Below are 12349 nucleotides of genomic sequence, written 5' to 3'. Positions count from 1 at the left end.
ACACCCGATATGGCTATGACTCAAACGAAAGCCGAACCCATTATCCGATGGGAAAAACTCCCCGACGAATTTCAATTACCCGATGACCCAGTGGAAAATCTCTATCATCCCTTATTAGCGGCTATCCTGCGAGAGATTCTGGAATTAGCCGGATTTATCACTAACTCAATGCTGATTGCGTCCAACTTTGGACTCTGTGCCAATGTGGACGGTAAAACAGTAGTCAAAGCACCGGACTGGTTTTATGTACCTTCTGTGTTTCCTGTGTTACCAGGGGTGATTCGCCGTAGCTATACCCCTCACACCGAAGGAGAGGTACCAGCAGTGGTTATGGAATTCTTATCCGAAAAGGAACAAGGAGAATATTCCATGAACCCCCGTTACCCCTATGGCAAATGGTACTTTTACGAGCAAATCCTACAAGTACCAATTTATGTGATTTTTGACCCAGGGTCCGGAAGTTTGGAAATGCGATCGCTTAATTCAGGAAGCTATACCCTTCAACAACCCGATGCTAATGGACGCTACTGGATTGAATCTATGGGTTTGTTTCTGGGAGTATGGTACGGTAAAAAATCAGAAATCACCAACTATTGGTTACGGTGGTGGGATAGCTCTGGACATTTATTACCTTGGGGAGAAGAGAAAGTCCAACAAAGTCTACAGCAAGGCTTACAGCAAGGCTTACAGCAAGGCTTACAGCAAGGAAAACTGGAGCTAATTATGCGTCAGTTGAAACGCCAGGTTGGAACAATCGAGCCTACTCTAGAATCAGTCATCAACAACTTATCTGCTGCTGATTTAGATCAACTGAGTGAGGCATTGTTCGATTTTTCCGATGGGTCGGATTTATCCAGTTGGTTAGAGGGACTGAAAGGCTAATCAGATGTAAGCATTCAGCCGTCAGCGGTCAGCCGTGAGCTAAAAGCTCACGCTACTTGAGGTGCGGTCAGCTTAAAACAAGCTATCCGGCTTAGGAGTTCAACGGACTCAAAGCCAAATACAATGAATTCCTTGGCCGAAAGGCCAAGGAACTGAGATTAAACTTTTGCTTACCTCTTTTATTCAAAAGCTGATAGCTGATAGCTGATAGCTGATAGCTGATAGCTGATAGCTGATAGCTGATAGCTGATAGCTGATAGCTGATAGCTGATAGCTGATAGCTGATAGCTGATAGCTGATAGCTGATAGCTGATANCCTCACCTATTTGAGTCATGCTATCGTCATTAGTCATCATAAATATGAATGAATTTAGTCATTTTCCCACTGACCTACAGACCTACTGACGCACTCACCACTCAGCCTTTTGCCTTGCTATTGAATTAAGTTATTTGAGGGTTATAATATTTAAGTTATGTAGATGAATTTTTCTATATTTAAATAATATTAATTAAACCAATTAATTATATATTATTTTTATAAACTTTTCAGGAATTTTGAGGTGATTTTCCCAAAATTTACGTCTTAAGGCTGATCTATCAGACTTTGGCTTGACAATGTAAAAAATTAGTAAATATACTGTTAAGAGGAAAAAAGATTTGGTGTATCTCGTCATCATCAGGGAGCAATTAGGCTGTCAAACGACTTCAGAATTGTGATTCCAGGCTGGTTAATTACCTGATCAGTTCCGACTGATGAATTCCTAAGTCATAAGTTATAGTTTCTTGATAGTTCTGAAATCGCACAGGAAGACGAGTTGGCTATCCCTGGATAAATCATGGTTTTGAATTCCGTGCTTTCAGCAATTCTGAATAATTTCAATAAAAGCGTGATGGAGCGCGCTCTTGGGGGTTCCCATGGGGCTTTCAAGGTGCGGACGCAGGTGACCCACGCAGCGCCAAAACCACTCGCTATTGCATCAAGACAGGGTAGCATTTTAAAAAGATTCAACGACACAGAGAAATCCTAAAGGTTTGGCAAATAAACTAAAAATCCTGCAGTCCTGGTGCATACTCTATACTAAATCAGCTGCTGTAATCCCTTTTTGACCCACAGTTACTATACTAGGGCTATCTATTAGAGTGGGAATTAGATAGTCAAAAGCTGATAGTGAGTTCGGTTGACTACTTATCAGTATTGGGTGTTCATTAATTGAAAATAAAAATTGAAAATTGCCAATTAACAATTTTCAATTAACTCAAGCTAATCAAGCCTAGTATAAGTGTTCAAATTAACGTGATAGGACAGATCAGCTAAGCAAGCTGAGACAAGTCAAGGTGCTATATTGCTCAAGTTCAAAAATAAACTCTACCGTCATCGACACATTATGGAATCTTTGTCTCAACAAAATCAGCCACTTTTTATTTTTGGGATGGGACGTTCTGGAACAACGCTTTTGCGGTTAATGCTGACCGCTCATCCTCATTTTTGTATTCCTCCTGAAAGTCGGTTTTTTGTTAATCTGGAGCCAAAATACGGTTCATCGAAAGACTTAAGCAATCAAATCGATAACTTCTTGACAGATATCTACGGTGATCCAAGGTTTCGGGAGTGGAACATTGACCGACAGCAGTTGCGAGAAAATTTGACAGCTCAGAAACCACTGAATTATTCAACAGCAGTCGCCACAGTTTATCAAACCTATATACAGCAGTTTGATGGTCAAGCAGGTTGTTGGGGAGATAAAAATCCTTGGAACATCTATAATATTAAGACCATTCTCAAGTATTTCCCTAATGCCAGATTAATTCTAATTATCCGAGACCTCAGAGCCATCTATGCTTCCCTAAAACGAAATGAGAAAAAATTTGCCAAGACTTGGAAGGGAGCCTGTATCGCCAATGTAGTAGCGACAACCCAACAATGGCAAAACTTATTCCAGGTCATTAAACACTATCAAAATGACGAGCGGTTCCATATCCTCTTCTACGAAGACTTAGTGACAAATCCAGAAGAAGAACTCCAGGGAATTTGTAATTGGCTCGGGGTATCCTTTAGCCAATCAATGCTGGAGTTTAACCAAAAAAATGCTCAAAAAAACTTGGTACCGACCCGTGAGCTAGGATGGCACGCCAAGACCTTTAAACCCGTTAGTAGCGATCGCATTGAGGCTTGGAAACACGAACTTAGCGATTCAGAACTAGCAGTCTTAGAGATTCTGAATTATAAAACCATGCTCCATCTAGGCTATGACTGTATTCCTAAAACGTGGCAATTTGACAGGTTACTCAAGTTCTACGCAGATTATTCTCAGTACATCTATTGGAGACTGTCTAAAGCTAATCTTCAACCAGTGATAGGGAAAATCCGTGAAGCTTTAGTAACTCTCAAGACATTGCAATTATCCATGACCAGAAATTTATCCCAAAACTCGATCCAATGAGGTTCCAATGAGTAGAAAAGCCTGACCGTGAAGTCAAGTCGCTTGACATGCAGGTCACGCTGCTTAACGCGCTCCAATTCAAAATTAAAAATTATTAATTCAAAATGACAATCAGTGGGGGCTTGTACCCAGAATTAATTAATTCAAAATTTCTGATTTTCTTTATTTTGAAGTTTTAATTTTGAATTTTGAATTACCACTAGGGTTCAGGCTTTTCTACTTAAGCTAAAATCTTAGGTGCGCCCTATCCTACAGGAAGGGGCGCTTCTGGTCTATTGCTCTGAGGGCCTCAATTATCAACACTCATGAATGAAACCTGATGCCCTTGAGGCAGCTCAGCACTAATCACGGCCTGTTGCAGTATGGGGGTATTAACAACAGAATCATTGGCCAAAGAAAACAGCGGATTGGACAAAATGCCTGCCAGAGAGGTCGCAATTAACGACATCACTAAACCGACCTGTAACGGACGCATACCGGGTAAACTCCAGCGAATTTCGGGATAATTCTTGACCACATCCGACATCTCTTGAGGTTCCTTCACTACCATCATCTTGACCACACGGATGTAGTAGTAAATCGAAACCACACTAGTTAGCAAACCTAGTAAGACTAAAGTATACAATCCTGCTTGCCAACCAGCCCAGAATAAATAGATTTTACCAAAGAATCCAGCAAAGGGTGGAATCCCACCTAAAGACAGCAAACAAACACTTAAAACCAAAGTCAGCAGTGGGTCCTTGTGATAAAGACCAGCATACTCACTAATTTGGTCAGTACCAGTGCGTAGGGTAAACAGAATGACACAAGCGAAAGCCCCTAAGTTCATAAACAAGTAAACCAGCATGTAGAAAATCATGCTAGCGTAACCGGCTTGGGTTCCAGCAATTAGACCAATCATCACAAACCCAGCCTGACCAATAGAGGAATAGGCTAGCATCCGTTTCATGCTGGATTGAGTTAGGGCAACTACGTTACCCAAAATCATACTTAGAATAGTCAAAGCAGTGAACACAAAATGCCACTGATCGCTTAACAATGGGAAAGCAGTGATCAGTAGACGAATCGCTAGAGCAAAGCCAGCGGCTTTAGAACCAACTGAGAGAAACGCTACCACTGGCGTGGGAGAACCTTCGTAAACATCAGGAGTCCATTGGTGGAAAGGAACTGCTGAGATTTTAAAAGCAATACCAGCGATCGCAAACACCAAGGCAATCAGAAGACCTAGGGATTGACCGGATTGTAGCTCAGCAACTCCTTGTGCGATCGCACTCAACTGCGTTTGTCCCCCAGACAACCCATATAATAGGGAGACACCATACAAAAATACGGCTGAACTGGCTGCTCCAATCAGCAAATATTTCAAAGCGGCCTCATTGGAACGGGGGTCACGCTTCATGTAACCCGTCATCAGGTAGGAGGAAATACTGAGGGTTTCGAGGGATATAAAAATCGTAACCAGCTCCGTCGCCCCGGACAGGAACATCCCTCCTAAAGTAGCCGTGAGCAAAATGCCAATAAATTCTGCCAAGGATGTACCCGACTGCTGCACATAACGAATTGACATCAAAATCGTTGACACAGTCGATAGGGCAATGATGCCACGAAATGCCACACTCAGGGTGTCACCATTAAATTCCCCAAAGAAGGCAATGGGATTTGCAGCATCCCATTGGAAATACAGGGCAACTATGGCAGCAAGTAGACCCCCAATGGCTACATAGGAAATAGTTTGAGCCGACTTTTTCCCAGCAATCAGGTCAATGATTAACACTAGCAAGAGGGTAATAACTACAATTCCCTCTGGCAAAATTACCCCAGCATTCAACTGGGCGGCAAGATTGGCAAAATCCATAGGCTTTAATGATATGATCTATGGTTATTTGAGTATCCAGATTAACTTTCTTATCATATCGGTGATTGTAGCTAGTTGGGAAAATGGCTTGTATGCCTTGGAGATTGGACAAAGTACAATTCCGTATTTATGCCCTTTCACTGCCCTCTGTGCCACGGTAAGGTGAGACTAGCTATGTCGTACACCGGATCAATGTTACCTTTGAAGGCAACGAACGAATTGTTTACAAATCTTTGAGCAGCAGTGAGAGGAATTGGGATAGGGGTGTACTTACGGTGTTAACGGTGCTCTATTGGATGGCGAATACTACATGAGCTATTCGTGGTTTACCTCTAGGTAAAGATTATTTCTGGCACAATCCGAAAAAGTAGGGAGTACTGCTGAAGCGCATATATATATATAAGTATAAGTAGCCCTCAAATCCCCGTACCTATGGTCGAGTTGCCTGACTTCCTTTCCCACACAGTTGCTCCTTGTTCGTGTTAGCCTGCAACACAAGTAGCGTACTGTAGAAATTAAGAGGCAAGCTTATACTGCCATCAGGGGGTTCTACTTAATGTTGGAAAACTATGCTGGAAAACTATGCTGGAAAACCATACCCACACTCAGTAGGGAGCAAGTATACTGGCTTACTCCCTCGACCTTTGAGAAATAGTATTTAAATTAGACTATTCAACACCGCCGCTATTGTTGAAACTCCGATGACAACCCTTGTAATTGTCGAATCTCCTACTAAAGCTCGCACCATTCGGAACTACTTACCTCCTGGTTACCAGGTCGAAGCCTCCATGGGTCATGTCCGTGATTTACCTCAATCAGCTAGTGAAATCCCCGAAAAATACAAGGGGGAAAAGTGGGCTAAGTTTGGGGTAAATGTGGAAGCTGACTTTGAACCGCTTTACCTGGTGCCTAAAGACAAGAAACAGGTTGTCCAACAGCTCAAAGCAGCTCTGAAGGATTCTGATGAACTGATTTTGGCTACGGATGAAGACCGAGAAGGGGAGAGTATTAGTTGGCATTTGTTACAAATCTTAAATCCGAAAGTGCCAACTAAGCGGATGGTATTTCACGAAATCACTAAGGATGCTATTCAAAATGCCCTACAAAACTGCCGTGAGATCGATGATCAGGTGGTAAGAGCTCAGGAAACAAGGCGGATTCTTGACCGACTCGTGGGCTACACCCTCTCACCGCTGCTGTGGAAAAAAGTGGCTTGGGGCTTATCAGCTGGTCGGGTACAGTCTGTAGCAGTGCGGCTGTTGGTGAATCGAGAACGCCGACGCCGTGCCTTCCGCAAGGGCACCTATTGGGATTTGAAAGGGATTCTAGAAGCAGGAAGTTCCTTTGATGCTAAGCTAGTAACCCTGGACATGGTGAAAATTGCTACCGGTAGTGATTTCGATGCCAATACAGGTGACATTATCGAAGGTAGGCAGGTCAAATTGTTGAGTGAAGTGGAGGCTAAAGCACTCAAAGACAACCTGTATGATAAAGTCTGGACGGTTACTAATTTACAAGAACGACCTGTTACTCGGAAACCCTCACCCCCCTTTACTACCTCGACCCTGCAACAGGAGGCCAACCGGAAACTGGGACTATCGGCTCGTGATACGATGCGGACTGCCCAGAGTCTGTATGAAAAGGGTTTCATTACCTATATGCGTACAGACTCAGTACATTTGTCTGAACAAGCGATCACAGCAGCCCGTAGCTGCGTTGAACAAAAATACGGGGTAGAGTACCTTAGCCCCAAACCGAGAAAGTATACCACTAAGAGCAAAGGAGCTCAAGAAGCTCACGAAGCCATTCGTCCAGCAGGGAGTACATTCAAAACTTCTCAAGAAACGGGATTAAGCGATCGCGAATTTAAAGTCTATGACCTGATTTGGAAGCGTACCGTTGCTTGTCAAATGGCGGATGCTCGACAAACTCAAATTGTGGTTGATTTGCAAGTGGAAAATGCCGGATTTCGGGCTACCGGTAAGCGCATTGACTTCCCAGGTTATCTAAGGGCTTATGTGGAAGGGTCTGATGACCCCAACGCTGCTCTAGAAAACCAGGAAGTGATTCTGCCAGCTTTGAAAGTGGGAGATCATCCTAACTGTAGAGAACTAGAAGCTATCGGTCACGAAACCCAACCCCCAGCCCGTTACACGGAAGCGACCTTGGTCAAAACCTTGGAACAAGAGGGGATTGGTCGTCCCAGTACCTACGCTAGTATTATTGGTACTATCATTGACCGAGGCTATGCTCAGAAACTGAAAAATGCCCTTGCTCCAACGTTTACGGCGTTTGCAGTTACTAATTTGCTCGAACAAAACTTTCCCGACTTGGTGGACACGAGCTTCACGGCCAAAATGGAGCGCACCTTAGATGACATTGCCAATGGAGCAGCGCCATGGCTTCCTTACCTGCAGAACTTTTATTTGGGAGAAAAGGGTCTCGATAACCAAGTCAAGGAACGGATTAATGAGATTGACCCCATTGTTGCCCGTACTGTTGAACTCGAAGACCTCGATGCTAGAGTCCGGATCGGCAAATTTGGTCCCTATGTCGAGGTGAACAATGGCAATGGTGTACTTACTGCTTCGATTCCCCAAGACCTCACCCCAGCTGAACTAAACATTGAGCAGGTTCAGGTACTGATTCAGCAGAAAATGGAGGGGCCAGAGAAATTGGGAATACACCCAGAAACGGGTGAAGCAATTTATATCCTCAATGGAAATTATGGTCCCTATCTACAGCTAGGTGACGCAACAGAGGATAAGAAGAAAAAACCCAAACGTGTCTCTTTGCCTAAGGGGGTAAATAAGGAAGATGTACACCTAGAAATGGCAGTGGGTCTCCTAGCACTCCCCCGCCTTCTCGGTCCTCATCCGGAAACAGGCAAACCGGTCAAAACCGCAATCGGACGCTTTGGTCCTTATGTTGTCCATGACCAAGGGAAGGAGGGCAAAGATTACCGCTCCCTAAAAGCTGAGGATAACGTCTTGACAATTACCCTAGACCGTGCATTAGAGCTGCTGGCACAACCTAAGAGGACAAGGGGCGGTTCTCGCAGCAAGACTAAAAAACCCTTACGGGAACTAGGGGTTCATCCTAAAGATAGCGAGCCAGTCAATATCTATCAGGGTCCCTATGGCATATATGTGAACCATGGCAAAGTTAATGCCTCTCTGCCAGAGGGAACATCAATGGAGGAGTTAACCTTAGAAACCGCCTTGGAACTCATAGCAGCTAAGGCGTCATCGGGTAAATCTGGTAGCAAGTCCAGTAAATCAAAGACTTCCACCAAAAATAAAACCTCTGGGAAATCCACCAAGAAGACTACTAAGAAAACAAAAGATGATAACCAAGAGGCTCAGTTAGAGAGTGAATAAGTAATTGTACTTGCTGACCAACTGATTAAACTCAGGATATATATAATAAGGTGTGACAACACCATTGTCAAGTGGAAACTAGGAAGTTTGAATTGAAGCAAAAACTCTTATCCTTTATTCATGTTCCTTCATCCTTCCTGCTGACCACTGCCTCTTTACTCATTTCTCTGACATTCCCCCTTTCGCCTATTCTGGCTCAAGACCAAACTAGCCAAGACCAAACTAGTCTTGACCAAACTAGTCTTGACCAAACTAGTCTTGACCAAACTAGCCAAGACCAAGTCACTCCACCCCAGCAGCTCTATGTTAAAGGTCGCCAACAGTTAAGTACAGGTCAATTACAAGAGGCTTTAGAGAGCTTCCAGAAGTACCTAGAACTTAAACGAAACATTGGCGATCGCTATCAAGAAGGAGTAGCGCTATATTTTATTGGGTGGGTTCATGATGAACTTGGTCAATATCAATTAGCCAGGTCGTTCTTTGAGCAATCCTTAGCAATTGATCGAGAATTAGGCGATCGCACCGGGGAAGGGAGTACTCTTAATAATCTGGGGTTAACGTATTCCAACCTAGGGGACGATCAAAAGTCCCTAGAATTCTATCAACAAGCCTTAGCCATCTACCGAGAAGTGAGCAATCGTGGCTACGAAGGCAGGACTCTCCATAATTTGGGGAATATATACTATAAGCTGGGTCAAGACCACCAGTCCCTGGATTCCTACCAGCAAGCTCTCGATATCTATCGAGAAATACTGGATAAATCGGAAAACAATTCTCTAGTGTCACAGGCAGACGAAGGAACACTGCTCAATAGCCTAGGGTTAGTTTACCACCGTCTAGGCAAGCACGAACAGGAACAGTTGTCCTATCAGCAAGCCTTGACTATTGCCAAAGAAGTAAGCGATCGCATTTCAGAGGGAATGCTTCTGAATAATTTAGGTATCGCTTACCATCGCCTAGGAAAGTACCAACAAGCATTAGAGTCTCACCAACAAGCCCTAGTGATTCATCGGGAAGTGGGTTCATTAGCTGGGGAAGCATTTACCTTTAGGACTATTGGTGCTGTCCTGGCGGCACAAAACCAGCCAGAACTCGCCATTATTTTTCATAAGCAAGCAGTCAATGTATATCAGTCCCTGGGGCAAGATGTAACTAAACTGTCTCAAGAGAAATTGTCTCAGGAGCAAAAGCAGTCCTATAAACTCAACTTGGATAATGCCTACCTGAGTTTATCTGAGTTGCTGCAGCAACAAAAACGGGTGCAGTCGGCGCAACTGGTGCTAAATTTCTTCCCAGTGCCAGAGCAAAAAGACGATTTGTCTAATCAAGACAAGACTCAAACTAGGGTTCACGAAAAAATACCATACTTACCTGAAGAGGAGCAAATCAAAGCAGGGTATGAGGCGATTTTGCAGGAGCAGCTTTCCCTGAGGGAACAACTCAATCAACTGATTACTATTCCGATAGCAGAAAGAACTCCTATTCAGCAAGACCGTATTCTTGAGTTTAGGCAAAAGGAGCAGCAGCTGACCCAGGAATTTCTGCAATTCCTCAACAGTTCTAAGGTTAAGAAGCTAGTAACACAGTTGAGGGAATGGTGAAAATGGTAATTGGTGATTGCTAATTGCCAGTTTTTAAGAGGGAACAGGGAACAGGGAACAGGGAATAGGTAGTTTTGGATTAATTTGGTATCTTTAAATACTTTTTTTCTCATGGTCTTGATGAATTCCCTCATCTGACTCCCCATCTACCCATCTCCCCAAACTTCCCACACTTCCCTCCCTTTCCCGATTCCCGACTCCCGACTCCCGACTCCCGACTCCCGACTCCCGACTCCCGACTCCCGACTCCCTAAAACCGAAATCGACCTAAGATTCTCCGCCAGTCATACTTTAATGGCAAGACGAACTGGATTCGATCCCAGAGACTGCGGTTATCAAAGCTAACTGGTCCTGGTCCAAAGGTTGCTACCATCAATAATCCACCGATTAGTCCTAGATTTTTCAGAAATTGAATTTCTTGCATTTGATTAGAGAAATCTGTGTGAAAAATCAAGGTGGTGGGAATTAAAAATCCAATTAGCGCTAATGCTCCCCAACGAGCTTTATAGCCTAGTAATACGGATAATCCACCCCCCAACAGTATAAGGATGGTGGGGATAATCAGTATACCGGGAACCCCTTTGGATTCCATCAATTGTTGAGTATAGGTTGGGTTAAATAGTTTATCGATACCAGCTTTAAGAAAAATAGCACAAAGGCATATCCGCCCTAGGAGTGGAATGTATTTTTTCATAATTTCCAGGTTTTTTGATCAGCGCTATAACGCTCTATTATAGGAAATGGAATCAAGGATGTTATAGTTCAACCGCCGTATAGTCCACAAATAACCATATTTTATGACTGCCCTCCTCCCTACTCCCTACTCCCGCGCAACCCAGAAGTAAGTACCTCACCCAATTAATAACTGCAATAGCATTGATGGTTGGGTCTAACACTTAAACCCAACCTAGCTACTCGATTACCAGTTAGAAATCAGCGACTGGATAAAAATTAGTTGAAGGGAAATGGTTTCGTCTCAACTTTTGGATTACCATTATTGTTATCGAAAAAACAAATATGTTGAAAAGGAACCATTGACCAACCAGTCACATCTTCAGTCAGTGGTTCGGAAGAAATAATAACAGAGCGTACATCTTCATCTGCTGCAGATTGCATCTTAAAACCATCATAATCTCCAAAATTTTTGCCCTTCAATGACCAAACAGGACTCTTGAGGAGGTACAATGCATCTTTTTCTCTATCGCTTTTCAGCTCTTGTAATTCTTCATTTGTTAATTTTTGCCAGTCACCTGGTACATCTAGCTGTCGGTTATAGCCAATCCCGAGATTGGCAACTAATAAATCATTACTATCTGCCAGGAACAATTTTAGAACACTGATTCCTTCACAATTGTACTCAGTTTGAACATCAAGAATAATTTTAACTGTCTTGTTGATAGCATCTAGAATTTCATCAACAGACAAATCCTTGGTCGGATCATCGACCTGTGACATAATTAGAGCATAGATTACCTCAGTATCGGTACTTCCCTCTAGATTCTGGATAATTTCTGGTCTGCACTTATTTAATAAAGGGAAGCGAATCTCTTGAAACCCGTATATCCAGCCATTGTGTGCTAAAGCTAAACGGAATCCTGGAAAAATAAACGGGTGGCAATTATGCTCATGGACAACCGCTTCATAAGTGTAGTATGCTGCTCGGATGTGGGATAAAAGTAAATTAGTCTCATGACTCTCACACAAAGACTGTAAATTTCTGTCATAAAAAGGTGGTTTAGTTCCTTTATAGATGAAAGGATAATTGGCGCTGAGAGTGTCTTTTTTCCAAGTAGCAAGTCCAAACCCTGCTAACTGTACCATATGATGGTAATCTGAATCGTAACTTTGATTAACCAAAGAATTATCAGGTTCGAGGATTAACTTGGAAATTGCTAAAGGTTCTCCAATATAGCCCAGTACTCTGCACATAGATACTATCCTTGATGTCATTATTTGTAGAGTTCAGGGAAAGTATATCTTATAGGTGACACTTGGTGGTGAGCAATGTTGTAGTGATATCTCGCACCATTGTGATGAATCCTATGATGGACAGTGAGTAGGTAAGCTATCAGCTATCAGCTATCAGCTATCAGCTATCAGCTATCAGCTATCAGCTATCAGCTATCAGCTATCAGCTATCAGCTATCAGCTATCAGCTATCAGCTATCAGCTATCAGCTATCAGCTATCA

7 protein-coding genes are annotated in these 12349 nt (G+C 43.1%); 4 read left to right on the top strand and 3 right to left on the bottom strand.

From position 1 onward, the window contains the following. Positions 1–9 precede the first annotated feature (9 nt). Entirely contained in the window at positions 10–882 is an 873-nt protein-coding gene (locus F6K38_RS05515) for a DUF4351 domain-containing protein (RefSeq protein WP_009149431.1), read from the top strand. 1343 nt (positions 883–2225) lie between these two features. Further along, positions 2226–3323, top strand: a complete 1098-nt coding sequence (locus F6K38_RS05510; RefSeq protein ID WP_287356245.1) for a sulfotransferase family protein — start codon at positions 2226–2228, stop codon at positions 3321–3323. A 289-nt stretch (positions 3324–3612) separates the two neighbouring features. Here the strand turns inward: F6K38_RS05510 and F6K38_RS05505 are convergent, their stop codons facing one another. Next, positions 3613–5178 (bottom strand): NAD(P)H-quinone oxidoreductase subunit N, encoded by a 1566-nt coding sequence (locus tag F6K38_RS05505; protein ID WP_287356243.1) that lies wholly within the window; start codon positions 5176–5178, stop codon positions 3613–3615. A gap of 701 nt (positions 5179–5879) precedes the next feature. On the opposite strand from F6K38_RS05505, the gene topA reads away from it, so the two are divergent. Then, the gene (gene topA / locus F6K38_RS05500) at positions 5880–8558 is read left to right on the top strand and encodes a type I DNA topoisomerase (protein WP_008189836.1); all 2679 of its coding nucleotides are present in this window, start codon (positions 5880–5882) and stop codon (positions 8556–8558) included. Between the two features lie 92 nt (positions 8559–8650). Then, positions 8651–10159 carry a tetratricopeptide repeat protein gene (locus tag F6K38_RS05495; protein WP_287356242.1) on the top strand — a complete coding sequence of 503 codons (1509 nt, stop codon included), beginning with the start codon at positions 8651–8653 and terminating at the stop codon, positions 10157–10159. A 250-nt stretch (positions 10160–10409) separates the two neighbouring features. Here the strand turns inward: F6K38_RS05495 and F6K38_RS05490 are convergent, their stop codons facing one another. Together F6K38_RS05490 and F6K38_RS05485 are read right to left on the bottom strand one after the other, a co-directional pair. Continuing rightward, positions 10410–10853: a DoxX family protein gene (locus tag F6K38_RS05490; protein WP_287356240.1), complete on the bottom strand. Its 444-nt coding sequence runs from the start codon at positions 10851–10853 to the stop codon at positions 10410–10412. A gap of 257 nt (positions 10854–11110) precedes the next feature. Then, positions 11111–12088 carry a class II glutamine amidotransferase gene (locus F6K38_RS05485; RefSeq protein WP_287356238.1) on the bottom strand — a complete coding sequence of 326 codons (978 nt, stop codon included), beginning with the start codon at positions 12086–12088 and terminating at the stop codon, positions 11111–11113. Positions 12089–12349 lie beyond the last annotated feature (261 nt).

The sequence above is a fragment of the Moorena sp. SIO3B2 genome, from assembly GCF_010692525.1.
Lineage (GTDB): Bacteria > Cyanobacteriota > Cyanobacteriia > Cyanobacteriales > Coleofasciculaceae > Moorena > Moorena producens.
Note: the sequence above shows the minus strand (reverse complement) of the source record. Positions and strands in the feature narration are given on the sequence as shown.

What these genes read in the sequence shown, in the direction of transcription:
- F6K38_RS05515 (WP_009149431.1), top strand. Translation starts at nt 10, where the DNA reads ATGGCTATGACTCAAACGAAAGCCGAACCCATTATCCGATGGGAAAAA.
- F6K38_RS05505 (WP_287356243.1), bottom strand. Translation starts at nt 5,178, where the DNA reads ATGGATTTTGCCAATCTTGCCGCCCAGTTGAATGCTGGGGTAATTTTG.
- topA (WP_008189836.1), top strand. Translation starts at nt 5,880, where the DNA reads ATGACAACCCTTGTAATTGTCGAATCTCCTACTAAAGCTCGCACCATT.
- F6K38_RS05490 (WP_287356240.1), bottom strand. Translation starts at nt 10,853, where the DNA reads ATGAAAAAATACATTCCACTCCTAGGGCGGATATGCCTTTGTGCTATT.
- F6K38_RS05485 (WP_287356238.1), bottom strand. Translation starts at nt 12,088, where the DNA reads ATGTGCAGAGTACTGGGCTATATTGGAGAACCTTTAGCAATTTCCAAG.